Here is a 24,621-nt window from a genome sequence, read left to right on the forward strand (position 1 = left end):
CAGCTATTGAATACGCTAGAAAATTCCCATATAGATCAAGTTTAATTGAAGGGGTGAGAAAATATGGATAAAAAAGAGCCTGTTGAATTTATTGAAAAAGCTGGGGCCAGTATTGTTTCAAAAAATATAATAAATAAAACATGGAAAGGATGATTACTTTTGGATATTAAGAGTCATCTAAAAAGACTATACGATAATCGTTTATTAGAAAATGAAAATGAGATACGAGATTTTAATGAGTCATTAATGGAAGTAATAGAGTACAACGACGTCTCTGTTATTACAGATTTATGTTTAGTTTTGGATGATGAGACTGAGCAATTTGAGGTTATGTTTGGTTTAATTCATGGAATAGAGAGCTTATATAAAAATAATATAGAAGAAGGACTTGCGTGTATTGCTAAAGCTGTTCCGAAGATGATTAACTCAGCAAAAGAATGGGTAGAAATTTTACATTATAGAATTCTTAATCACCCTCAAGTAAGATTAGCATATGGAAAAGTACTTTCGGAATTTGATCCATCAATTACGATTAGTATTAAAGAATTATTGATTGATATAAAAAATGAAGACCCTGATATGTTTAGTGAATCTGTTAATGAGGTAATTAAGAGCATCTAATGTTTAAAGTTGGAAAGATATAAAAGCACATAAGGCAAGTCAACAAGAAAAGAACTTATTATTGTAGTGGAAAGAAAAAGAATAGGTTGTTTAAAAGTGCATACTCTAGATGGTACAACCATCATAGAGTGCTATGTGCAATGATAGAATAAGAAAACGAGGTACGTGCTTAGGCGAGATGACATTTTACTGGGTGATGAATATAAACACACGGAATGTATATAAAACTAACGAACTCGTACAAACTCGTAAGATTTAACGTAGTAGTTGTCATGACATGTAAAAGGTATCATACTGTTACTACAAAACTTACAAATTTATGCTACTTAAAAATGGATGAACTTAAAGCACTTGATTGTCAATTAAAGGAAACAAGTGCTTTTTGCATTTTAGCGTAGAAATTTAAAAGAGCATTATAATTTTATAAGTGTATTAAGTGTTAAATTTTTATTGTTGTTTTATAGATTATAATGGCTATGTACAGTGTACGACGATAGTAGAGGGGAAAATAAAGGGTTGTGTTATTTTTTGAAGTCATCGTAAAGTCCGTTTTAACGGATGGACGTTATGCACAAGTTATCCGCAAAAAACAAGTAAACGTTATGGGCTTCTCCACTGTTTGTCCATATAAAATTGAAGAAGGAAAAAATTATCCTGTTATTCTCGACATTACAGTTTTCGATAATATTGAAATAAACGAAGGAATAGAGGGAGTTAAAAGTTTAAAAAGAATTGATAATTCTTTTAAGTATCGTATTAGTGGAATATTAAATCGTGGTTTTATTGATGCAGGGATTATTATTACAGAGACGAAGATGAAATATTCCTTGAACGCAGTGAATACTTTAACAAGTATGTTGAAATAGAAGCTGATAGAATCAACATTGAATTTGTAAAAAGAGGCTAGTCTCTTATCTTACTTAAACTCATACCACCAACATCTACGATCAAGGTATCCTTTCAATCCATTAAGTTGCCCATCTGGTGTTTCATAGGGGGAGAAATCTCCTGATTTGCTGATGGCGTTGCAACTTTAATTTAGAGTGACGGTTCTGTTCTCCACTAACGTTTTTTATATTTACTAAACCATTCTCCAGTCCAAAATGTTATGCAATAAAAAAATATCTCGAATTTGAGATAAATCACTTGCTTTTTAATCACTTGAGGTGTAAAGTGATAGTAACGAAAGCGATTGAGTCATATGAAAAACATACACTCAGTTGCTTTCGAGTTAAAAACGAAAGTAACTTATTCAGTAAAAACTACGATAAATTTACAAAAACATAATTAAGAATAAATTGAAACGCTAAAAACCATATTAGTTGTGGGAAATGTTATTTTTTAGTTATCACTTGACTAGTAAAATGAAACGGAGGAATAAACAATGTATGAAATTAAAGGGCATCATCACATTTCAATGGTTACGAAAAATGCAAATGAAAATAATCACTTTTATAAAAATGTACTTGGCTTACGTCGCGTGAAAATGACGGTAAACCAAGATGATCCGTCAATGTATCACTTATTTTATGGAGATAAAACAGGAAGCCCAGGCACAGAATTATCGTTTTTTGAAATCCCTTTAGTAGGAAAAACGTACCGCGGTACGAATGCCATTACTCGAATTGGATTACTCGTTCCTTCCGAGGAAAGCTTACATTACTGGAAAGCGCGATTTGAGGAATTTGATGTAAAACATAGTGAAATAACAACATATGCAAATCGTCCTGCTTTGCAGTTTGAGGATGCTGAAGGTCTTCGCTTAGTATTACTCGTTTCAAACGGAGAAAAAGTAGAGCACTGGGAAACTTGGGAGAAATCAGAAGTTCCTGTAAAGCATCAAATTCAAGGAATGGGTTCTGTGGAAATGACAGTTCGTAGACTTGATAAAATGGCGAGTACACTTACAGAGATGTTTGGTTATACAGAGGTTAGCCGCAGCGAAGAGGAAGCAATTTTTCAGTCCATTAAAGGAGAGGCTTTTGGAGAAATCGTTGTGAAATATTTAGATGGTCCTACTGAAAAGCCAGGCCGCGGTAGCATTCACCATTTAGCAATTCGCGTGAAAAATGATGCAGAGCTTGCTTATTGGGAAGAACAGGTGATTCAAAGAGGCTTCCAGTCTTCAGGAATCATCGACCGTTTCTATTTTAAAAGCTTATATTTCCGCGAATCAAACGGAATCTTATTTGAAATTGCGACAGATGGACCAGGATTTACAGTTGATGGAGATGTGGAACATTTAGGAGAAAAACTTGATTTACCACCGTTCTTAGAAGATCAGCGTGCAGAGATTGAAGCGAATTTAGCACCTATTGAAGAGAAGTAATAGAAGAGAAAATATAAAATTTGAAACTATTGGAGGAATATAAAATGAACCAATTAAAAGGAATTCACCACGTTACAGCGATTACAAGTAGTGCAGAAAAAAACTATGAGTTTTTCACTCACGTTTTAGGAATGCGTTTAGTTAAAAAAACAGTAAACCAAGATGACATTCAAACATATCATTTATTCTTTGCAGATGATAAAGGTAGTGCAGGAACAGATATGACATTCTTTGACTTCCCAGGTATTCCAAAAGGAGTACATGGTACGAATGAAATTTCAAAAACTTCATTCCGCGTGCCAACTGATGCAGCATTAGAATATTGGGTAAAACGTTTTGACCGTCTGGAAGTGGAACATACAGGCATTAAAGAACAATTCGGTAAGAAAACTCTATCTTTCGTTGACTTTGATGACCAACACTATCAATTAATCTCGGATGAACTTGATAAAGGGATCGAATCAGGTACACCTTGGCAAAACGGACCAGTTCCATTAGAATATGCAATCACTGGCTTAGGACCTGTATTTATCCGCATTGCAAACTTTAGTTTCTTCAAAGAAGTGTTAGAAAAGGTTCTATTATTTAAAGAGGTTGCGCAAGAAGGAGAATTCTATTTATTTGAAGTAAACGAAGGCGGAAACGGTGCATCTGTCATTGTAGAACATAATACGGTTCTTCCAGAAGCACGACAAGGTTTTGGTACGGTTCACCATGCTGCATTCCGCGTAGAAGATCGCGCTGTATTAGAAGAATGGATCGAGAGAATCAGCAGTGTAGGGCTTCCTTCATCTGGTTATGTAGATCGTCACTTCTTCGAGTCATTATACGCAAGAGTTGCACCACAAATCTTATTTGAATTTGCAACAGATGGCCCAGGGTTTATGGGAGATGAGCCATACGAAACACTTGGCGAAAAATTATCTTTACCTCCATTCCTAGAGCCAAAACGTGAAGAAATCGAAAAATTAGTTCGTCCAATTGATACAGTGAGAAGTACGAAGGAATTTATTAAAGAGTAAAAGTAGAGGTAATAAGTAGGAGAGCAAGTAGTTTTAGCTGATAGCTGGAACTGCTTGCTTTTTTATTTTCGCTTTATGAGTATTTTGCTAAAATGTATGTAAAACTGATGGAGGAATAAAATGACGAAAATGAGTGGGTATACTTGTAGATGCTGCGGTACATATCATGAAGAAATTCCAACGAGCTATGGATCATCAGCTCCTGTTTATTATTATGATGCTGAACCTGAAGAGCGAGAAGATAGATTTGAAATGAACGATGACTTATGCGTGATGGATGGAGAACATTTCTTCATGCGAGGGAGTATTGAAATTCCTATCATTGGTACAGATGAACATTTCATATGGGGTGTATGGGTTTCATTAAGTGAAGCGAATTTTGATAAGGTGAATGAATTCTGGGACAAACAACAATTATTAGAGCCGATGTTTGGTTGGCTTTCGACTGATCTACCATATGAGTTGGAAACAGTAAGTTTAAAAACAATGGTTCATCCGAGACCGAATGGTATTCGTCCTTATATTGAACTGGAACCGACTGATCATCCTCTAGCTGTGGAGTTTAGAGAAGGAATAACAATGGAACGGGTACAGGAAATAGCAGAACAACTTTGTTTAAATAACGAGGATGATGAGGGAGAGTGCTGATATTTGTACAGTGCTCTTTTTTCATTATGTGAAAATCAAGAGTGGAAACAAAGTGTACGATTTCATAAACTCGTTTTTACGGTTCTAATTCGGCAGTATTCAGGAAATGCATTTTTGATATACACTCTATTGTTTAACTTGTGCCAAGATAGAATAAGAATCATGAAGCATTGTACTTAAAGTAATCTTAGTTCGGAAATTTGCTGAGCTAAGGTTATTTTTATCCCGCTTTAATGGGCAGGGCAGTAAGAACCCCATCTCAAAATTCAGGGAAAGCAAATAAGTTAGGTGGGGGTCGGGCTGCCCGTTAATGCCCGATTGGTTTAACTAATAATCAGTGGGGGACGGATAAACCCCCCACTGATTAAAGTTTCACTTTATTTGTTCTACAAAATTTTCTGAAAAATGTTTCTCAAGTTTTTAAAATAGAAATATTTGGTATAATTCATTTAAATTATAAATTTTCTGACAATTATTTTTCAATACATAGAAAAGAGGTGGTAATATACAATTTGGATAATTGTATGAATATCCTAATTTTGTAAGTTTGAGAAAAGGAGATGCGAGTGTATGGGAGCAGATGTAGTAACAAGGGAGCAAATGAAACATTCTTTAGATGATTGGTATCGTGTAATGTTGCAGCAAAATATAGAGAAAGCAACGGAGATGAAGGAAGAGATTGATAGTAAGATTAGTGGTTTGGACGTGGATCAAGATGTATTGCTTTATCATGCGTTGTTGAACTTTAGATATGATGCATTAGTTGATTGGATTGGGGTTAGAGAAGATAGTTTTGATAAAGTGGAAGCTTTCGAAATTCCAACAGAGGGCTTTTTAGCTTATTATTATCACTTTTTTAAAGGGTTTCATTGTACATTAATTTCAAATTATAACGAAGCGAAAGAACAGTATGAGCAAGCTGAGAAGTTATTAAAATATATTGCAGATCCGATAGAGCATGCGGAGTTTAATTATCGGATGGGATATTTTTACTATCAAGTATATCAGCAAATGTTAGCTTTAGATTATATCAAAAAGGCGAAAGAAATATTTTGTGAACATAAAGGTTACGAAGGAAACGTGGCGTTGTGTCATAACTTCATAGGATTATGTTGTATTGATTTTAAACAGTTTGAGTTAGCGGAGGAAAGTTTTAATACCGCAATCCATTTACTTCAACAACATGATAAAGAAGAAAAACATATTTTAATGGTTAGAAGTAACTTAGGGTGGTTATATAGTAGTCAGAATTTATCAGATTTGGCAATTAGACATTTAAGTGAAGTGACTAAGAAAATGCCTAAGCATTTTAAAGCGATTTTTACTGAAGCAGAGGAAAATTATAAACTGGGTAAAATAGAAATTGCTAATAACTTAATAGAACTAGGGCTGAAAATTTGTAATGAGTTGCAAAATAAAGAATTTCAATATCGCTTTATGATATTGAAGGAATTAAATATTAATTCGAGTGCTAATGAGTTAGAGAAAGTAACTGTGGAAAGTATTTCGTATTTTGAAGAACACTCCCTTTTAGATTGTGTTAAGGAATACGCAGAAATATTAGCTTATAAATTTTATCAAGAAGAAAAACATGAAAAGGCTAGTAAGTACTTTTATATTAGTAGTCAAGCTCGAAAAAAACTTTTAAAAGAAGGAGCGTTAAAATAAATGAAAAAAATTAATACATTGATAGCGGGTTTAGTAATACTGCTTTCGTTAGGGCTGAATGCTTTTACAGAGTCTGAACAACATGCTTTAAATAGAGGAGATGGTGGAGGAGCGCCAGCAAGACCAGACTACGTTAACATTGGTGACACAGGCGGAGCACCAGCAGATAATAGAGGCGATGGAGGAGCACCAGCCAACTTCAATAAAGGTGACGGTGGCGGTATTAGCAAACAAGACTCACATGCTGACCATTTTTAAATTAAATAATAAAGTGAAGGGACCTCACAACGAGGTCCCTTTTCTTTTTACGACCAAAAAGAATTGACTTACTTTAAATATGTAACTATAATAGTTACAAAATAACCATCACTAATAGAAGTGAGTAATATTTTTTTTAGTATAAATGTAACTAAATTAGTTACATTTAAAATTAATTATAAAACAACCAAATAATGTAAAAACTTTAAATAGCAACAAGAGAAAGGAGACGGGAATGTTGAAACGGTTTAAGTTTTATATGATTAGCGGTATTGTGCTCGTTTTACTTATCGTATGTAACTTTGTTGATAAGCCGATTGCGAAGGTCGAAGAAGTGAAAGATACTGTTATGATGAAGCTGAATACGAAAGAGAGTATGGCACAGATTGACGGGCAGACGATTTATTTTAAGAAAATTGGTGAGGGGAAACCACCTTTACTTATGCTGCATGGGTTTGGGGGTTCTTCAGATGGATTTAGTGATATTTATCCGGAACTTGCGAGAGACCATACAATTATTGCAGTTGATATTTTAGGGTTTGGGCGTTCTTCTAAGCCAATTGATTTCGAGTATTCGTTTCCTGCGCAAGTGAATTTATATTATAAGTTAATGAAGAAGCTTGGATATGATCAATTCGCAGTACTCGGTCATTCGATGGGCGGAGAGATGTCACTGAATTTAGCGTATTTATATCCGGATGCAGTGACGCATCTCATTTTGGCGGATTCTACAGGAATAGAGTCTTTTCAGCAAAAAGAAAGTTATGAAGTGCCGCCACTATCGACAGACTTACAAACTGTAACTGAGATTACGGATTACAATAAAAATGAAGTGAAAAATAGTCGTGACGATAAAGAGCACTATGATCAGCTGACGAAAATGAGAGAGCGCCGCATTGCGATGGAAGCCGATAAAATTAAGGTGCCGACTTTAATTATATGGGGACGACACGATAAGAGCGTTTCTTGGAAAAATGGTGAACTGTATAATCATCTATTTGCCAATAGTACGTTCCATATCATTGAAAAAGGATACCACGCACCGTTTCGTCAGGAACCAATCGAGTTTATGGAATATGTACAAGCGTTCTTCGCGAAGAATCCGCAATAAAATTTTAAGCATAAATCCACTTCTTTCCTCATACAGTGAAACTAATAAGGCTTGTCTAAGGAAAGGAATGAAGTTGAGTGGAAACTTTACCATGGTGGGTGTATCTTGTAATCGTTGGGATCGTATTAAGTGGCTACATGGTTTTATATACTTCAAAAAAAGAGCAAGAGATGGATAATGAGTTTATTGAAAAAGAAGGCGAAGTATATATGAAGCGTTTAGCAGAAGAGCGAGAGAAACGTAATCAGGATAGTGATAAGGATTCGGTTTTATTATAATTATGGGAGAGTGGATAACATGGTGTTATCCACTTTTTTCTTTATTGAAATATATCAACGATTTTTCGAATATATCAAACACAACTTGGAATATATCAATGATTTTTTTAATATATCGACGTTTCGACAAAAGGTATCGACTTACCGATACGAAGCGACAATGTTAAAGGGTACGATTATTTACCAGGGAAAATATGTAAGTGATTAATACGTCCAAAATGGAAGGTGTTTTTTGATAGTCTATTTATGATAGGAGTATTTTTGTCTATTGCAAAAATCGTTGTATGGATGCTAAATAAGTTTGCAGGAGCAAGTATTACAATTGTAGCAGATACTCCATATGTAATGAATCTTTTGCCCCTTGCATTCATGATTGTAGGTGGTATGGGATCTGAGAAGTTGAAGAAAATATATAAATAGAGGAAAGATTTGAAAGAAATCCCCTACACTAGCTGTTCTTTTCACTTAAATTGTGTACTATAAAGGATAGGACGACATAAAGAAGGGGACATATAGAATGGAATTTCATGAACAAAAGATTTTGCCGGCAGTGAGGCAAATTAAAGATTTGGAAAAGCTATTACATAGTTCGTATGAGTATATCGTTATTTTAGATATTCATGTCGGTCAATTGAAGAGTGTTATATCGCTTGCGAAGCAATATTGTAAAAAGGTATTTTTACATGTGGATTTAATTCATGGCTTGCAGAGTGATGGGCATGCGACGGAATATTTATGTCAGGAGTTTAGACCGTACGGGTTACTTTCAACAAAGGCGAGCGTGATTATGAAGGCGAAGCAAAAAGGTGTTGTGGCAATACAACGCATCTTTTTAATCGATTCGAGTGCGATGGAGAAGAGCTGCAATCTTTTAGATAAGACGAAACCGGATTATATAGAGGTACTTCCTGGAGCATTAACGGACGTTATCGCTGAAGTGAAAGAGCGTACTGGTGTACCGATTTTAGCGGGTGGTTTTATTCGTACAGTGGATGATGTGGAGAAAGCGTTAAATGCTGGTGCGACAGCAATTACGACATCAAAACGCGAACTATGGAAACATTACCAAAAAAAGTGACGAAAATGTGAAATAATTCTGTTGACACCGCTTTCATTAACGGTTAACATTATAGACAAGTTAATAAACGTGACGGAGAAAAGAAGAGATCCACATTTCATTGTTTCTATATAAATTTATATAGAAGCGTGCAAAGCTGTGGGTCTTTTTCTTTTGATAAAAACGAATGGCCATTCATTTTACCTCTATCACATTTGGAAGCGTTTAAATTGATTGTGGAGGGATACTATGTCAGCATTTTTAGGAGAGTTAATAGGGACTGCGTTGTTAATCATACTTGGTGGCGGCGTTTGTGCTGGTGTAAGTTTAAAGAAGTCGTTTGCGAAAGATTCTGGTTGGATTGTAATTACAATGGGCTGGGGCTTAGCGGTAGCGGTTGCAGCGTATGCGGTTGGATCAATTAGTGGGGCACATTTGAATCCAGCTTTAACGATAGGATTAGCATTTAAGGGAGCGTTCCCATGGAGTGACGTACCTGGTTATATCGCAGCACAAATGATTGGGGCAATTATCGGGGCAGTTATCGTATATTTACATTACTTACCACACTGGAAAGAAACAGAAGATCCAGGAACAAAGTTAGGCGTATTTGCAACAGGTCCAGCAATTCCGAACACATTTGCAAACCTTTTAAGTGAAATGATTGGAACATTCGTTTTAGTATTTGGTATATTAGCAATTGGTGCAAATAAATTTGCAGATGGATTAAATCCATTCATCGTAGGTTTCTTAATTGTAAGTATTGGTTTATCATTAGGTGGAACGACAGGATACGCAATCAACCCAGCACGTGATTTAGGCCCGCGTATCGCACACTTCTTCCTTCCGATTGCAGGAAAAGGCGGTTCAAACTGGAAGTATGCATGGATTCCAGTAGTAGGTCCGATTTTAGGTGGATCACTTGCAGGATTATTCCATCAAGTTGTATTTGAAGGAAAACAAAATGCAGCACTTATTTATGTGATTATTGCAACAGTGATTATACTAGCAATCTCTTATATGACAAGCAAAAAAAGTGGAAGCAATACAAATAGTAGAAAAGTAGCATAAGGGGGAAACCATTATGAAAAAATATATTCTTTCATTAGACCAAGGAACAACTAGCTCACGCGCAATTCTGTTCAATAAAAAAGGTGAAATTGTTCATTCAGCTCAAAAAGAGTTTACACAACATTTTCCAAAGCCAGGCTGGGTAGAGCATAACGCGCAAGAAATTTGGGGATCTATTTTAGCAGTTATCGCAACTTGCCTAAGCGAAGCAGATGTAAAACCAGAACAAATCGCTGGTATCGGTATTACGAACCAACGTGAAACAGCGGTTGTATGGGATAAATCAACAGGTAAACCAATTTACAACGCAATCGTATGGCAATCTCGCCAAACAGCTGAAATTTGTGATGAGTTAAAAGAAAAAGGTTATAGCGAAATGGTTCGCGAAAAAACAGGTCTTTTAATTGACGCATACTTCTCTGGTACGAAAGTGAAATGGATTTTAGATAACGTTGAAGGTGCAAGAGAAAAAGCAGAAAACGGCGATTTATTATTTGGAACAATTGATACGTGGCTTGTATGGAAACTATCTGGTGGTAAAGCGCACGTAACGGATTACTCAAATGCATCACGTACGTTAATGTTTAACATTCACGACTTACAGTGGGATGATGAACTTCTAGACATGTTAACAGTACCAAAGAGCATGCTTCCAGAAGTACGTCCATCATCTGAAGTGTATGGAGAAACAATTGACTATCACTTCTTCGGTCAAAATGTACCGATTGCAGGTGTAGCTGGTGACCAACAAGCAGCATTATTTGGACAAGCTTGCTTCGGTGAAGGTATGGCGAAAAATACTTACGGAACTGGTTGCTTCATGTTAATGAACACTGGTGAAAAAGCAGTAGCTTCTGAGCATGGTCTATTAACAACAATTGCATGGGGAATAGATGGTAAAGTAAACTATGCATTAGAAGGAAGTATTTTCGTAGCAGGTTCTGCAATTCAGTGGTTACGTGACGGAATGCGCATGTTTAAAGATGCAAGTGAGAGTGAAGTGTACGCTTCTCGCGTTGAATCAACTGACGGTGTATACGTTGTACCAGCATTCGTAGGTTTAGGTACACCTTACTGGGATAGTGAAGTACGCGGCGCTATGTTTGGTGTAACGCGCGGTACGACGAAAGAGCACTTCATTCGTGCAACACTAGAATCTTTAGCTTACCAAACAAAAGACGTATTATGCGCAATGGAAGCAGATTCAGGTATTGAACTAAAAACATTACGCGTTGATGGCGGGGCAGTTAAAAATAACTTCTTAATGAAGTTCCAAAGTGATATTTTAGACGTTCCTGTAGAGCGTCCGGTAATCAATGAAACAACAGCTTTAGGTGCAGCGTACTTAGCTGGTCTTGCGGTTGGATATTGGAAAAACCAAGATGAAATTAAAGAACAGTGGCATATGGACAAACGCTTTGAACCAACGATGGAAGCGAAAACAAGCGAAGAGCTATATGCTGGATGGAAAAAAGCAATTGAAGCAACAAAAGCTTTCAAATAATCATAAACAGTGTTATAATGGTGATAAGTTAATAATTCGGTAGGAGATTTGGAGAGACCACAACACGCTATAGAGGCGAAATCTATAGCGGAGTTTGTGGTCTCTTTTTTCGTTATCAAAGGGAGGAATTACCATGAAATTTTCAAGTAAACAACGTAAAGACGTATTAAACGGAGTAAATAAACAAGAATTAGATGTGATCGTAATTGGTGGAGGTATTACTGGTTCTGGTATTGCATTAGATGGAGCAACACGCGGGTTATCAACAATTGTGTTTGAAATGCAGGACTTTGCAGCAGGTACATCAAGTCGTTCAACGAAGCTTGTACACGGTGGTCTACGTTATTTAAAACAACTTGAAGTGAAAATGGTAGCAGAGGTGGGGAAAGAGCGTGCGATCGTATATGAGAACGGTCCCCATGTAACAACACCAGAGTGGATGTTACTTCCGTTCCATACAGGTGGTACGTTCGGATCATTCAGTACATCAATTGGTCTTCGTGTATACGACTTCTTAGCAGGTGTAAAACGAAGCGAGCGCAGAAAAATGTTTAGCCGTGAAGAAACGCTGAAGAAAGAGCCTCTTGTAAAACAAGAAGGATTAAAAGGCGGCGGTTACTACGTTGAATATCGCACTGATGATGCGCGTCTTACAATCGAAGTAATGAAAGAAGCAATTGAGCACGGCGCAAAAGCTGTTAACTACGCAAAAGTAGACGGTTTCTTATATAAAGATGGAAAAGTATGTGGTGTACGTGTAATCGATTTACTAGACGGAGAAGTATATGAAGTTTACGGTAAGAAAATTGTAAACGCAGCGGGTCCTTGGGTAGATACACTTCGTGAAAAAGATAACTCGAAAAAAGGGAAAGTACTTCAGTTATCAAAAGGTGTTCACTTAGTAATTGATCAAAAACGTTTCCCATTAGGTCAAGCGATTTACTTCGATACACCAGATAAACGTATGGTATTCGCGATTCCTCGCGGAGGAAAAACATACGTAGGTACAACAGATACGTTCTATGATAAAGACGCAGCTGTACCACAAATGACAACAGAAGATCGCACATACATCATTAATGCGATTAACTACATGTTCCCAAGCGTAAAAATTACGGAAAAAGACATCGAGTCAAGCTGGGCTGGTGTTCGTCCGTTAATTTACGAAGAAGGTAAGAGTGCATCTGAAATTTCTCGTAAAGACGAAATTTGGACTTCTGAATCTGGTTTAATTACAATCGCAGGTGGTAAATTAACAGGATACCGCAAAATGGCTGAAATGGTAGTAGACTACGTAACGAACTTACTACAAAAAGAAGGTCATAGTGCATATCCGAAGAGCACAACGAAACATATGCCAATCTCTGGTGGACATGTAGATGGCTCTAAAGGATTACCAGCATTTATCGCGAAAAAAGCAGGCGAAGGTACGAAATATGGTTTAACGACAGCACAAGCAGAAGAATTCGCAAAATTCTACGGCTCTAACGTTGACGTACTATTTGATCTAGCGAAAAAACATAAAGACGAAGCGAAAGAATACAACATGCCGCTAGACGTTCTAATCCCACTTGTATACGCAATGGATTACGAAATGACAGCAAAACCAGTCGACTTCTTCGTACGCCGCAGAGGCGCTGTATTCTTCAACATCCACTGGGTATATGAGTGGAAAGAAGCAGTAATCAACTACATGGCTGCAAAACTTGGTTGGAGCAAAGAAGAGCAAATGAAATACACAGCAGAACTAGAAAAAGCATTAACAGATGCTGTAATTCCTGTAGATCAACAAGAACAGGCAGCTGCGTTAGCGTAAAAAGAGAAACACCTGAAGGGAGCCCTTTAGGTGTTTTTTCTCTTGACTAAAAATAATTAGAATGTGTTACAATAATGATAGAGTATGTAGTATGAATGTTGCATAAAATAAAGAAGACAGAAGCCTGAGAAACTTCTGCCTTTGTAACCTAACTTGCTATTGTGGTGGTAGTAGGTGCGGTTATAAGACAATTACATTAACGTTTTAGCCGAGAACCGCCCTTACCTTTTCCACGAAGCAGGGTGGTTCTCGCTTTTTTGTATACAGAAATTAGCCACGGACCGACGTATCTTCTACCGATGACAACGCCAGCTCCGGTTAGGATACCGTACACTAATTTAATTACAAACATTGCGATCATATTATCACCTCCCCCCTTTTTTCAAAATGGAAGAGATGATTGCCACACCTACTAGTGATAGCTTATTAAGTCACGTATTAATTGTATTATGTTTTAAAATAGGGAACAAGACATATGAATACGTATATGAGGTGTATCATGAAAAAATTAATTACTTACGACCCTGAAATCCAGATGGCATATCTGTATGTAATTCCATTCACTTCAGAAATTAAGATTGAATCGACTGAAGAATTGGAAGAAAATCCAAAACTAAATTTAGATATAGATCAATTTGAGTGTATAGTGGGGATTGAGTTTTTTGGAGAAAATGCTCATAAATTAAAAGAATTAACACATATGAGTAAAATATATAAAAAGAAAGCTTCAAACGATAATGCATACATATACTCATTTAGAGTTTCTCAGGATAATTATTTGCAAAAAGTGTTATTTCAAAATTTTGTATTTTATTTTGCAGATAAGAAGTATGAAGAATTTATTGGTTTTGATATTATCAAGCCATCTTTGTATGGCCATGGAATATTAGATTCTTTAAGTGAGTGTTAGAAAGAAGGAGGACTCAATGAAATGGGTTCTCTTTTTCATTTAGCGATGAGGGGAATCTTGACGATAGAAAACTAACACAAAACTCTTATTGCAAACTTAAAGAGCGCCTTGGGAGAGAGGCGCTCTTTAGGTGAATGTATTGTAACGAATATTCGGTTTATTATATGTAAGTTGCTGAGGAAGTGTTTTATAAAAAAACGTTATTGCCGTCCTTATTTTTTATAAATTTATAAAACTTTTCCATACAGTGCGTCGTCTAATATATGGGAAGGAGGAAATGATGTGGATGAATTAACGGTAGAAGCGTTTGAAATAGAAGATAAGGAACTCCTTATCGATGAAATCATGAGCAAGTATGGACAAGAGGTCTTACAGCTTGTGTATTCATATGTGAATAATAAAGAGGTTGCGGAGGATGTAACGCAAGATATATTTGTGAAATGCTATAAAGCTCTTCATACATATAAAGGGAATTCGAACTTAAAAACATGGTTATGGAGAATTGCGATTAATCAATGTAAGGATTATATAAAAAGTTGGTATAACAAAAAAGTTATCGTGACAGAGGATGACTTTACGTATATGGGGAGTCAAAAGGAAAGTGTAGAACAAACTGTCATTCAAAATGCGGAGGATTGTGAACTGACTTCTGCAGTAATGAATTTACCGATCAAATATCGAGAAGTGATTTATCTATTTTATTATGAAGAGTTATCAATTAAAGAGATTGCTACAGTAATAGATGTGAAGGAAAACACGATAAAGACAAGACTAAAAAAAGCGAAGGAACTTTTGAAGGAAGGATTGGAGGAATAATCAAATGGAAGATCGATTAAAAGGCCTGCGAAAATCAATGGAGAATACAACGTTTAAACATTTGAGTTTTTCTGATCAGCACCGGAAGCAGGTGCGCGAAAAAATCAATGCTTCGAACGAGAAGGAAGAGGACATCTCGTTAGCGATTTTACAACTCCTCAGTAATGAAAAAACAGGATACGAATTGTCACAGCTGCTACGAGGAAGAGGGATTCGAAAATTCGAAGGAAATGAAGGGTTTTTATATACCGTATTACATCGTCTAGAGCAGAATCGTTTTATTCAATCAAGTTGGGATCATGAAGGAGCGAAATATTATCAATTAAATGATCAAGGAAGAAAGATGCTGCGAAAGGCAGAAAAAAATGCTACGAAGGTACAATTTATACTAAAAGGCTTAGTACAGGAGTGAGGCGGAATTGAATAAAAAAGGGGATCGTTTTGTAAGCGAAGTTACGAATCATATTAGATCAAAAGAAGCAAAGAGCTTTGTAGCAACGGAACTAGATTTTCACCTAAAACAGGCGAAGAACACATGGATAGAAAAAGGTTTGAGTGAGGAAGTCGCTGAAAATAAAGCGGTGGAACAAATGGGAAGTCCGATTAAACTAGGGCAAGAACTTAATAAACTTCATAAGCCAAAGGTGGATTGGTTGTTACTTATTTTATTAGTGGCTGCTATGGGATTAGGTTTTTTGCCAGTTCTAGCTTTTGGATATATGGATGACTTACTAATGAATAAGGTGATATCTGTTATTCTCGGCATTGCAACAGTTGTAGTGATGATGCTGACTGATTACCGGAAATTAGAGAGATTAGGGTGGCTGTTTTACACAATTGGGGTACTTATTTTGTTAATATTATATTGTTTTCCGAGCGTTTCGGTGGCTGGAGAACCGTTAATAAAAATTGGGCCCGTTGCAATTAGTCGTTTAATGGCAGTGCCGTTCTTTTTTCTAGCCTGGGCTTCTTTTTTCAATAATAGTAGGTTGAAAGTTAGGTATCTCGTCGCTTTATATTTATTTTCGCTATATTTATTCTTAATTGGATCCGCTTTTTCAACAATGTTTATTTATATCGCAATGGTCTTCGTTATGCTTTGGTGGAGTAAATTAGGAAAGAAAACGGCAGTGATTATTACAGCTGTACCCATTTGCTTATTTATTATTAGGATGTCCTTTTCTCTGCATTCAGTGAAAAATTACTACTGGCCTACCTTTTTAGCATATATAAATCCAGAGCGTGATGCGCGTGGCGCAGGGTTTATGTATATACGTTTAAAAGAGGCGATGTCGTCAGCAGGTTGGTTTGGTACAGCTGGAGATACAAGGTTCATCCCTGCTGGAGATACTGATTTTGTATTTGCTAGTTTGACTTACTATTATGGATATTGGCTTGCGCTCATTCTTGTCTTAGTTCTTTCTCTTTTTACAGCAAGATTAATAGTCATCTCTTATAAAATAAATGATCGGTACGGTAAATTGCTGCTCGTTGGTGGAGTGACTCTTTTTGTATTCCAGTTCATTTATAATGTTGGAATGATACTAGGATTATTGCCGCATGCTGCTATATCCTTACCTTTTATTAGCTACGGATTAACGCCGACTGTATTTCATGCGCTTTTAATGGGAATCGTACTGAGTGTATATCGACGTAAAGATATGTCGTTTAGAATAAGAAAAACACCTTGATACTTATATAAATTGCATGTAAAAGATTGTATTATTATGATCAAGTATAGACATAAATAGAGAGCAGAAGAGGGGTATGATAAATAACCCTCTTTTCGTGTTTAAATAAGTGCACTCTCTTTAATAGAAATACATAATTCAGAACGAGAAATTGATTCAGCTAGTTGCTGTAAATAGGCGTATTCTTCCGCGTCTATTTCAGAAGTATTAGGATCCAATACAGGTGAAGAAAGAAGTATATCAATCGTAAGTATGTCTGCATCATGAGAGACGATATTATAACCTGCAAATACAGGTTGTTTTAAGTCTTTTACTTTTTGAATCATCTGATGGAATTTCGTAACACTTATATGGATTTGTGCGAATGGAAAGCATTTTTGGGTAGGATTCCCGATGGTCTTTCTAATTTTATAATCGTATACATAGTAGTACTTTTCTTGCTGCTTGAGTGTTTGCAACTCTTTCGTTAATAAGTGGTATTTGTCTGTAAGTCCAGTTGTAAGTGCATCGTGTTCTTCGCCAACTAATAATGTGAAAGGTCTTGGTGAGGAGATTGCAATGGTGCGGACGTTTAGGTCAGTAAAAGTGTGCTTAGATTGTAAAATGGTATGTAATTTTTCGGTAGGAAATTCACCGTCATAAATAGCAATAAAATAATGGTTCATCTTTTCGCTCCTTAACTTTTTTCTAAACTGATATATTCTACTTTAAAGGTGTAAGTCCTGCATAAAAAAGAAAACACCTTGATTGTTATCAAGGTGTTGTAATAAGCTCAAAACTCTCCGAATCAGCCTCAAGAATAAAAGGACTAACCTCGCCAACGCTATAAAGTTGTAATTCATGCATTGCACGCGTACAAGCAGTGTAGAATAATCTACGAACGCTCTCATCGCTGTATACATCTTTAGAAGCATTGTAAATAATAACAGCATCAAATTCGATACCTTTCGCTAAGTAAGCGGGGATCACGACGATGCCTTGCTCATACTCAGCTGAGTTACTCTTCACGAGTTTAATATTCTCGATATGACTAAGCGCTTCGTATGCAGCGGCACTTTCAGCTGCAGATTTACATATAATTGCGATCGTATTGTACTGCTCTGTTTGTAGTTCAGCAACTTTGGCAGTAATATGTTCGTGCAGTTCGCTATCATTCGATACTTTCGTCACTGTAGGTTTCTCACCGTCACGTTCAAATGCGTGAATGTTTTTTCCTTCCGGTACGAGAGCCCGTGTAAATTCAATAATCGGTTTTGTTGAGCGGTAGCTACGAGTTAAGTTAATACCGTTCGTTTCATCTGGTCCGTATAAGCTAGTGAGCGTATTGAAATTCACTGCTTCACTTGCATGGGCAAATATTGCTTGGTTAAAGTCTCCAAGTACAGTCATTCTTGCAGCAGGGAAGAGACGTTTTAAAAACTCGAACTGAAATGGTGAATAATCTTGCGCTTCGTCTACGAGTACGTGCTTAATCGATCTATTTGTTTGGAAGCCTTCAATTAACTCTTTTAAAAGTAAAAATGGAGTTGCGTCCTCGTAATATAGCTTTCCTTCATCTAACATGTTCACCGTTAATGAGCAAATGTCATCCCAGTCTTTCGATTTTTCTCCCGTAACCCATGATGCATCTGTGAATAGTTGTTTATATATACCTGTGAAATTGATAAAGCGCAATGTTTGAACACCTTTACGAAGTGGCTTCAATTTTTTACGGACAATCATACGTCCAAGTACTTTCGCCTCTTTCTCAAAATCGTTAAAGGAGTTGTCGTCAAACTCGCCTTTTTTCTGTAAATATTTATAAGCCTTTTGATATTCATCTTTACTAAGTAGTTCGATTTCTTCTTCTACCCAAGGCTTTTTCAGTTCTGCTTTTTCAAGTGCATCTATTTGCTTATTTAGCCAATCCGTTAACTTCTCAATTCGGCTATGGAAGCGGAGGGAGGAGTCAGTATTATAAAATTGCTCTGTAATTTCTTTCGCAGAGACAATTAGCTTTCCTCTAAACTTCATTCCTCTAAATAGCATACCTGAAGATTCAAGAGATTGTCTGTACGCTCGAATCATTTCGAAAAATTGAGTAGATGCTTTAAAGCGAATGCTTGCATTTCTCGTTTTATAGATAGGGCTATTTGTTTCAGTGAGCATATATTCTAATTGCTCGTATGGATCTTCCACGTCAAATGACTTACTTAGTCTATGATTTAAATATTCTTGGAATGTCACTTGCTGCATATTTTCTTCGCCGAGTTCAGGTAGTACGTTAGATACGTAGCTATTGAACATAGAGTTAGGGGAGAAGAGAATAATTTGATCTGCTTTTAGCCATTCGCGATATTTATATAGTAAGTAGGCGATTCGTTGCAGCGCAGCGGACGTTTTACCGCTACCAGCAGCTCCTTGCACGATAAGAAGTCGGCCTTCATCGTGACGAATAATTTCATTTTGCTCGCGCTGAATTGTAGCGACGATACTTTGCATATGTTTGTTTGTACCTTTTCCGAGTGCTTGTTGTAGGATTTCATCGCCAATTGTAAGGCTCGTATCGAACATAGAATCAATCTTGCCATTTTGAATAATGTATTGTAATTTTTTCTCCACATTGCCGTGAATTACGCCTCCTGGTGTACTGTATTCAGCCGGTCCTGGTGGATAATCGTAGTAGACACTCGAAATGGGTGCGCGCCAGTCATATATAAGAAAGTTTTCTCCGCTAGCATCAGTAAGTGTAGCAACGCCGATATAAATTTGCTCTGCAGCGGATTCTCCTTCTTCTTTGAAATCAATCCGTCCGAAATAAGGTGCTTTATGCATGCGTCTTAATGCGGCAAGTCGATTAAAGGTGTGCTTATGAGTAATTTGTGTGACAGCTAGTGACTGAGCTTGTTGTCTTAAGTTGATAACTGTTTCAAGATAATCATCAAAAGTATCAGTATTCACTTTCACATCATCCCAAAAGTGTTTACGAATATGGATTACTTCTGCCCGGCGTCTGCCAGTTTCGTTTTCCAGTTTATCCATTTGCTGCGTAATCGTTTCGATTACGGTATCTAATCGTTTTTGCTCTTGATCAAGTTTTTTGTTCATACGGTAGCACTCCTTTAAAAGTGAAAAATAGAGGTTGACTGAAGATGTGTTTTGGTGTACAATTAAGATACGGATAAATACGTTCTTTTTGTTTTAGGAAACGTGTTTCTGTACTAATTTAACATAGTTTTTGAATTTAATCAATGATAATAAGCTAAACCTTGATTCCGTGTGGCGTGGATCGAGGTTTTTTTGTGTTTTTCTTTAAGGGAGAATTGCAATTTTATTGAGGAGAATGTAAGTAAAGCAAAGAAGAAAATCAGGAATAGGGGGATACTGATGCAAAAGTATTTTGAGGAAGCACATCGATTTTGTTCTCGTAATAGAAAGCGCTTAGAAAAGGGTGTTATATGTGGTTGTTTCTATTGTTTAGAAATTTTCCATCCAGAAAAAATTACAGAGTGGTGGGATGATGATAACACAGCAGTTTGTCCGCATTGCGGGATTGACTCTATTATAGGCGAAAGTTCTGGATTTAAAATTACAGAAATGTTTTTAAGTAAAATGCATAAAAGATGGTTTTAGTTAAACGAATGAAAAAATAAACTTTCGTTAACGAAGAGGATACATAAAAAAGCTCGGGCCTAAGCCCGAGCTTTTTATTTCATTATTTCTTTTCTTCTTTTTTAGCGTCAGTTTTCTTCTCTTCGAAAAGATCTTTCAAATCTTTATCGTCAACTTTTACGTCAGCTTTTTTGATTTCTTTCATCATAAGGTCGTTCATGAATTCGCCATCTTGTGCTTTCTTCTGAACGATTTCTTTTTTGATGTCAGCTTTAGATTGTTCGAATGATTTTTCTGGCTCTTTAATGTCTGTTACTTTAATGATATGGTAACCGAATTGTGATTTCACAGGTTCGCTTACTTCATCTTTTTTCAGCTTGTAAGCAGCCTCTTCGAATTCTTTAACCATTTTACCAGGTCCGAAGAATCCTAAGTCTCCACCTTTTTCTTTTGAACCAGTATCTTCAGAGTATTGTTTTGCTAACTCTTCGAAAGATTTACCTTGTCCAAGTTCTTCTTTTACCTTTTTCGCAGTTGCTTCATCTTTTACAAGAATGTGGCTTGCTTTAATTTCAGGCTTGTAGTTGTCTTTTAATTCTTTATCAGTGATTGTTTTCTCGATAGCTTTTTCTTGCGCTAATTGAGCACGCACACCATTTTTTATAGTTTCTTCTTTAATACCTTGTTGTTTTAATAGTGTATCGAATTGATCACCGTATTGTTTTTTCATTTCATCGAACTTTTTGTCTACATCTTTGTCTTCGACTTTGTAGTTTTTAATAAGTACTTTTTCCATAACCATGTTGTTTAGTACTTGTTTACCATATTGTTGTTTCATTTGCGTGTAGAAATCTTCTTTTGTAATGTCACCAGCTTTAGAAGTAACAACTTTGTCTGATGATGATGATGTTCCACATGCTGATAATGCGATTACACTTGTTGCGGCTAAGGCAAGCATAGCTTTCTTCATTCAATAAACACTCCTACTATTATGTATTTTTAATTTATCCTATACCGATGAATTTTAGTTCATAAGAGCCCGATTAAGTCTCACTGATACTTTTGCTTTTTATATTGGTAAAGCGCGCTTAACAGGGCTTACCGAGGCTTTAGGATAAAGTTAAGATGCGTGTCATTTATTTCATAGTATAAGCAATATGTACAAAATTTAATATATCATATTTCGACGTGTTTTCATATTGATAAAGAAAAATTAACCAGTACGTGTCAGATTTTGAAGGTGTACCGTAATGGGCATATGCCGCATATACAGAAAAGAGGAGGGGATGGGGATGAATTCTCAACTTATTTTATTACTTGTACTGTTTATTTTATTGGTTATAGTAGGTATAATTTGCTTATAGAGGAAAAAAGTGAGGAAGGGGCTTTCCTTCCTCACTTTCCATGAAATATAATTTCTATATAACTAGAAATTAATAAAATTGTTATACATACATTAATAACCCGAAAGACACCGGGTTGGCGGCTCGCAGATATTTGTTTTCGTTCACACAGTGTATGTGTCATGAAATTCGTGTAAAATATAACAAGAAGTGCGAATGCGACAAAAACAACTGTTATAAGTGTCATGAGGCGAGACCTCCTTTTGGCTAAAATACATATACTTTATATATTGTATCATACGATATTTTGTTCGTGTTATAAAATTCAGAAATAGAAGACTTTGTGTTAGAAAGTGAGGGAGAAAATGGACGTTGTTAGAAGATTAGAACAAGCTGAATACTACGTAGACCTACTATTTAAAATGATTGATGAAGAAAAGTGTCCATTTTATTCTTTGATCATAAAGAAAAAAGCTCGTAAAAAAGATGTTGAACGTATACTACATCTTTGTGAAAAGCTGAACGAACAATATGTAGCGGAGAAAGCAGAAGGACTTCTTTTGTTCGATGCGCTGTTAGATCAATTTGAAAAAGCGCTTCCACATCAGCTCGAAGTACACGAAACTGCGGAAGCGCTAGCAAAACAAGGTTTATTCAAACCGCTTATGAATGAATTCTTAAGCATGATTGCGAAAAAGTAAATAGATTACTTCTTAACTAACTTTTGATCGGATTCTGTAAAGTTCTCTTCAATATCTTCTAATGATTTCTCAAAAATATCGATGAAGTCTTGTCCGTAAATGTTACGCAAGATAGCAATCAGTTCGATATTTTCTGGGAACTTCCCATAAAAATTACGAAGTGCAAGAGCCCCATTAAACACTGAATTATTTTCAGGGTCATACTCCTCCATTAAGCGAAGTAGTAATTCTTCCCCTTTGTCTGTAATTTCAATGTACGTATTTCGTTTATCATCTTCTTTTTTCGAGAATACAAGATAGCCGCGTTCTTCCAACTTTTTCGAGAAGTTAAACGCAGTTGATACGTGCATAACTCCAAACTTAGCAATCTCAGAAATAGAAGCCCCTTTTAAATGATAAGCGATTGTTAAAATATGATGCTCATTAATGTTTAAATCATAAGGTTTAATCCACATCTGCCAATCTTTCTCTACACATTTCCATAACGCTTTCGATAATTGAGCAATGCGTTGGCTGAAAATCATCGCTTCTTTTACCGAGTAATCTTTTTCTCCACTTTTCATATACTCACCCACTTTAACATTCTTTTTCATTACTATCTATTATGCCAGTAAAATAAAAATTAATAAAGTCTTTTTGTGAGAATTGTGAAAATTTTTTAAAAAAATGACATTCTATACAAATCATGCATAACTATGGAAGCGGTTTATGAGTCGTGAATACATGTGTTGTCCATACATGTTAAGTGATAACATATATTGTAAATGCATAAAAACACGGCATATCTATGTGATATGCCGTGTTAAGGTCAATTTATATAAAAAATATTTGTTATATGCAAAAAACTAAGCAGGAATTTGTTTACGCTTTTTCCGGAACAGCTTCTTGTAGTTTCTCAATTGATTTTTGAATGTCCAAAATCTCTTGTTCAATATGTCGTTTGTTTTGAGAAATATCTTGCTTCCAGTTAGAAAGTGTATCGTGCATGTCGTCTTTTAATTCTTGGAACACTTCTTTACCTTCTGAAGCAGTTTCAACGATTTGACGTTTTAATAATTTTGTATCAGCTGTAATATCAGCTAAAGTCTTTTTAATATCATTTCCTTTTTCTTTTAACTTACCGCGCATGTCTTTGCCAGAAGAAGGAGTTGAGAAAAGAACAGCTAGTCCAGCAACTGCTCCGCCGCAAATGACACCTGTAATAAAGGATTTAGCTTTTGACATAAAAGGAGACCTCCTTATTTTTTGTTCGTATTCATGATGTGAAAAAATATGCATATCTTTAAGACGAGGGAAAGGAAAGTGTGCAGTCCCTGGTATCTTAAGTGGAGAAACAAGCCGTGCCATATTTAATCACTTTAGGAAAGTGGCTTGTTATGTATGACTACTTATTATAGTGTCACTATTTCACGCTATTTGCAATTGTACTTGCGATGTTTTGTAAATTTTCCATAGTGTATTCATTCTGATGTGATTTCCAAACAGCACCGAAACCATCGTTTTCACCGTAGCGTGGAATTAAATGAAGGTGGAAGTGGAACACAGTTTGTCCAGCTTTTTCACCGTTGTTGTTAAGTAGGTTAAAGCCAACTGGATTAAACTCTGCTTTAATCGCGTTTGCGATTTTCGGAACGACAGAAAAAATATGTGATGCGATTTCTGGCGTTAACGCAAAAATGTCTTGTTTGTGAACTTTTGGAATAACAAGAGTATGTCCTTTTGTTACTTGACTAATATCTAAAAATGCAAGCACATGTTCATCTTCGTATACTTTTGAGCAAGGGATTTGCCCATCAATAATTTTACAAAAAATACAATTGTCCGCTGTATGATTCATTGATCTCATCCTTTCAAATATCCTTAGCCGTATTTTACCATAATTACATAAGAGAACAAACACGAAAAACAGGAAGCTGACTCAGCTTCCTGTTTTCTGAAGAGGGATTGAAAAAGCATTATCGTAATTTACGTTTCGCAGACACCTCATTTATTTAAGAAATGCACGGTAAATCGGCTAAAGTTTCTGCCGTAGACACCCCATTTTCAAGTGAAATGAATTGCAATCTTTTATAAAATGAAATTGTTTATTTTTTAAAACAGTATATGCTCTTTCAGAGACACCCCGTTTCGAAAATGAAACAAATAATCTGGTTATGTGTAAATTTCTTTGTCCAACATGGACACCC

27 protein-coding genes and 2 pseudogenes are annotated in these 24,621 nt (G+C 36.1%); 20 read left to right on the top strand and 9 right to left on the bottom strand.

Annotation, left to right across the window (positions count from 1 at the left end; genetic code table 11):
• The first annotated feature begins 159 nt into the window (after nucleotides 1-159).
• Together EKQ63_RS06805 and EKQ63_RS06815 are read left to right on the top strand one after the other, a co-directional pair.
• Nucleotides 160-621: an Imm30 family immunity protein gene (locus EKQ63_RS06805; protein WP_088327941.1), complete on the top strand. Its 462-nt coding sequence runs from the start codon at nucleotides 160-162 to the stop codon at nucleotides 619-621.
• A 578-nt stretch (nucleotides 622-1,199) separates the two neighbouring features.
• Nucleotides 1,200-1,528: pseudogene (locus EKQ63_RS06815) on the top strand (hypothetical protein).
• 9 nt (nucleotides 1,529-1,537) lie between these two features.
• Here EKQ63_RS06815 and EKQ63_RS30670 read toward each other — a convergent pair.
• Entirely contained in the window at nucleotides 1,538-1,585 is a 48-nt protein-coding gene (locus EKQ63_RS30670) for a hypothetical protein (RefSeq protein ID WP_223290794.1), read from the bottom strand.
• A gap of 420 nt (nucleotides 1,586-2,005) precedes the next feature.
• Here EKQ63_RS30670 and EKQ63_RS06825 point away from each other — a divergent pair, with 420 nt between their 5' ends.
• The 12 genes and pseudogenes from EKQ63_RS06825 (at nucleotide 2,006) to glpD (ending at nucleotide 13,383) form a co-directional block, all read left to right on the top strand.
• Nucleotides 2,006-2,950 carry a ring-cleaving dioxygenase gene (locus tag EKQ63_RS06825; protein ID WP_087951569.1) on the top strand — a complete coding sequence of 315 codons (945 nt, stop codon included), beginning with the start codon at nucleotides 2,006-2,008 and terminating at the stop codon, nucleotides 2,948-2,950.
• 44 nt (nucleotides 2,951-2,994) lie between these two features.
• On the top strand, nucleotides 2,995-3,972 hold the full coding sequence (locus tag EKQ63_RS06830) for a ring-cleaving dioxygenase (protein WP_001072550.1): 978 nt from the start codon (nucleotides 2,995-2,997) through the stop codon (nucleotides 3,970-3,972).
• A gap of 120 nt (nucleotides 3,973-4,092) precedes the next feature.
• Nucleotides 4,093-4,620 carry a DUF2199 domain-containing protein gene (locus EKQ63_RS06835; RefSeq protein WP_087951570.1) on the top strand — a complete coding sequence of 176 codons (528 nt, stop codon included), beginning with the start codon at nucleotides 4,093-4,095 and terminating at the stop codon, nucleotides 4,618-4,620.
• A gap of 570 nt (nucleotides 4,621-5,190) precedes the next feature.
• Nucleotides 5,191-6,288, top strand: coding sequence for a response regulator aspartate phosphatase (locus tag EKQ63_RS06840; RefSeq protein WP_143880898.1), 1,098 nt, complete (start codon nucleotides 5,191-5,193; stop codon nucleotides 6,286-6,288).
• Nucleotides 6,289-6,546, top strand: coding sequence for a Phr family secreted Rap phosphatase inhibitor (locus tag EKQ63_RS06845; protein ID WP_087995537.1), 258 nt, complete (start codon nucleotides 6,289-6,291; stop codon nucleotides 6,544-6,546). It begins immediately after the preceding gene.
• A 238-nt stretch (nucleotides 6,547-6,784) separates the two neighbouring features.
• On the top strand, nucleotides 6,785-7,657 hold the full coding sequence (locus EKQ63_RS06850) for an alpha/beta fold hydrolase (RefSeq protein ID WP_140168618.1): 873 nt from the start codon (nucleotides 6,785-6,787) through the stop codon (nucleotides 7,655-7,657).
• A gap of 77 nt (nucleotides 7,658-7,734) precedes the next feature.
• Nucleotides 7,735-7,935, top strand: coding sequence for a sporulation YhaL family protein (locus tag EKQ63_RS06855; protein ID WP_000449227.1), 201 nt, complete (start codon nucleotides 7,735-7,737; stop codon nucleotides 7,933-7,935).
• Nucleotides 7,936-8,139: 204 nt separating this feature from the next.
• Nucleotides 8,140-8,355 (top strand): annotated as a pseudogene (locus tag EKQ63_RS06860) (transcriptional regulator); the annotation flags it as partial.
• A 97-nt stretch (nucleotides 8,356-8,452) separates the two neighbouring features.
• Nucleotides 8,453-9,013 (top strand): glycerol uptake operon antiterminator GlpP, encoded by a 561-nt coding sequence (gene glpP, locus EKQ63_RS06865; protein ID WP_000394283.1) that lies wholly within the window; start codon nucleotides 8,453-8,455, stop codon nucleotides 9,011-9,013.
• Nucleotides 9,014-9,241: 228 nt separating this feature from the next.
• On the top strand, nucleotides 9,242-10,063 hold the full coding sequence (glpF, locus tag EKQ63_RS06870; protein WP_087951572.1) for a glycerol uptake facilitator protein GlpF: 822 nt from the start codon (nucleotides 9,242-9,244) through the stop codon (nucleotides 10,061-10,063).
• Between the two features lie 13 nt (nucleotides 10,064-10,076).
• On the top strand, nucleotides 10,077-11,567 hold the full coding sequence (glpK, locus tag EKQ63_RS06875; RefSeq protein ID WP_088327937.1) for a glycerol kinase GlpK: 1,491 nt from the start codon (nucleotides 10,077-10,079) through the stop codon (nucleotides 11,565-11,567).
• Nucleotides 11,568-11,700: 133 nt separating this feature from the next.
• Nucleotides 11,701-13,383, top strand: a complete 1,683-nt coding sequence (gene glpD, locus EKQ63_RS06880; RefSeq protein WP_087951574.1) for an aerobic glycerol-3-phosphate dehydrogenase — start codon at nucleotides 11,701-11,703, stop codon at nucleotides 13,381-13,383.
• Between the two features lie 196 nt (nucleotides 13,384-13,579).
• On the opposite strand, the gene EKQ63_RS29835 is transcribed toward glpD, so the two are convergent.
• Nucleotides 13,580-13,744, bottom strand: coding sequence for a hypothetical protein (locus EKQ63_RS29835; protein WP_000561154.1), 165 nt, complete (start codon nucleotides 13,742-13,744; stop codon nucleotides 13,580-13,582).
• A gap of 138 nt (nucleotides 13,745-13,882) precedes the next feature.
• Here EKQ63_RS29835 and EKQ63_RS06885 point away from each other — a divergent pair, with 138 nt between their 5' ends.
• The 4 genes from EKQ63_RS06885 to EKQ63_RS06900 all read left to right on the top strand — a co-directional run bounded on the left by EKQ63_RS06885 (nucleotide 13,883) and on the right by EKQ63_RS06900 (nucleotide 16,800).
• On the top strand, nucleotides 13,883-14,293 hold the full coding sequence (locus EKQ63_RS06885; protein WP_088327936.1) for a DUF2283 domain-containing protein: 411 nt from the start codon (nucleotides 13,883-13,885) through the stop codon (nucleotides 14,291-14,293).
• A gap of 282 nt (nucleotides 14,294-14,575) precedes the next feature.
• Nucleotides 14,576-15,109: a sigma-70 family RNA polymerase sigma factor gene (locus EKQ63_RS06890; protein ID WP_143880900.1), complete on the top strand. Its 534-nt coding sequence runs from the start codon at nucleotides 14,576-14,578 to the stop codon at nucleotides 15,107-15,109.
• Between the two features lie 4 nt (nucleotides 15,110-15,113).
• A complete protein-coding gene (locus EKQ63_RS06895) occupies nucleotides 15,114-15,521 on the top strand; it encodes a PadR family transcriptional regulator (protein WP_143880901.1) in 408 nt (135 codons plus the stop codon).
• 7 nt (nucleotides 15,522-15,528) lie between these two features.
• On the top strand, nucleotides 15,529-16,800 hold the full coding sequence (locus EKQ63_RS06900) for an FtsW/RodA/SpoVE family cell cycle protein (RefSeq protein ID WP_143880902.1): 1,272 nt from the start codon (nucleotides 15,529-15,531) through the stop codon (nucleotides 16,798-16,800).
• A gap of 101 nt (nucleotides 16,801-16,901) precedes the next feature.
• Here EKQ63_RS06900 and EKQ63_RS06905 read toward each other — a convergent pair whose 3' ends face one another.
• Both EKQ63_RS06905 and helD read right to left on the bottom strand, forming a co-directional pair.
• Nucleotides 16,902-17,465: a hypothetical protein gene (locus EKQ63_RS06905; RefSeq protein ID WP_143880903.1), complete on the bottom strand. Its 564-nt coding sequence runs from the start codon at nucleotides 17,463-17,465 to the stop codon at nucleotides 16,902-16,904.
• Between the two features lie 88 nt (nucleotides 17,466-17,553).
• The gene (gene helD, locus EKQ63_RS06910; RefSeq protein ID WP_143880904.1) at nucleotides 17,554-19,887 is read right to left on the bottom strand and encodes an RNA polymerase recycling motor HelD; all 2,334 of its coding nucleotides are present in this window, start codon (nucleotides 19,885-19,887) and stop codon (nucleotides 17,554-17,556) included.
• 279 nt (nucleotides 19,888-20,166) lie between these two features.
• Here helD and EKQ63_RS06915 point away from each other — a divergent pair, with 279 nt between their 5' ends.
• Nucleotides 20,167-20,412, top strand: a complete 246-nt coding sequence (locus EKQ63_RS06915) for a cytoplasmic protein (protein WP_143880905.1) — start codon at nucleotides 20,167-20,169, stop codon at nucleotides 20,410-20,412.
• Between the two features lie 82 nt (nucleotides 20,413-20,494).
• On the opposite strand, the gene prsA is transcribed toward EKQ63_RS06915, so the two are convergent.
• The gene (prsA, locus tag EKQ63_RS06920; protein ID WP_071723759.1) at nucleotides 20,495-21,361 is read right to left on the bottom strand and encodes a peptidylprolyl isomerase PrsA; all 867 of its coding nucleotides are present in this window, start codon (nucleotides 21,359-21,361) and stop codon (nucleotides 20,495-20,497) included.
• Between the two features lie 425 nt (nucleotides 21,362-21,786).
• On the bottom strand, nucleotides 21,787-21,981 hold the full coding sequence (locus tag EKQ63_RS06925; protein ID WP_000172692.1) for a hypothetical protein: 195 nt from the start codon (nucleotides 21,979-21,981) through the stop codon (nucleotides 21,787-21,789).
• 118 nt (nucleotides 21,982-22,099) lie between these two features.
• On the opposite strand from EKQ63_RS06925, the gene EKQ63_RS06930 reads away from it, so the two are divergent.
• Nucleotides 22,100-22,435, top strand: a complete 336-nt coding sequence (locus tag EKQ63_RS06930) for a DUF1878 family protein (protein WP_000383660.1) — start codon at nucleotides 22,100-22,102, stop codon at nucleotides 22,433-22,435.
• 5 nt (nucleotides 22,436-22,440) lie between these two features.
• Here EKQ63_RS06930 and EKQ63_RS06935 read toward each other — a convergent pair whose 3' ends face one another.
• From EKQ63_RS06935 to EKQ63_RS06945, 3 genes are all read right to left on the bottom strand, one after another.
• Nucleotides 22,441-22,998: an HTH-type transcriptional regulator Hpr gene (locus tag EKQ63_RS06935; protein ID WP_000834918.1), complete on the bottom strand. Its 558-nt coding sequence runs from the start codon at nucleotides 22,996-22,998 to the stop codon at nucleotides 22,441-22,443.
• Nucleotides 22,999-23,296: 298 nt separating this feature from the next.
• Nucleotides 23,297-23,659 carry a YtxH domain-containing protein gene (locus tag EKQ63_RS06940; protein WP_000030301.1) on the bottom strand — a complete coding sequence of 121 codons (363 nt, stop codon included), beginning with the start codon at nucleotides 23,657-23,659 and terminating at the stop codon, nucleotides 23,297-23,299.
• 178 nt (nucleotides 23,660-23,837) lie between these two features.
• Complete coding sequence (locus tag EKQ63_RS06945) at nucleotides 23,838-24,272, bottom strand: HIT family protein (RefSeq protein WP_001016840.1); 435 nt, start codon at nucleotides 24,270-24,272, stop codon at nucleotides 23,838-23,840.
• Nucleotides 24,273-24,621 lie beyond the last annotated feature (349 nt).

It is taken from the genome of Bacillus sp. BD59S, assembly GCF_007363175.1.
In the GTDB taxonomy this organism is placed as follows: domain Bacteria; phylum Bacillota; class Bacilli; order Bacillales; family Bacillaceae_G; genus Bacillus_A; species Bacillus_A pacificus.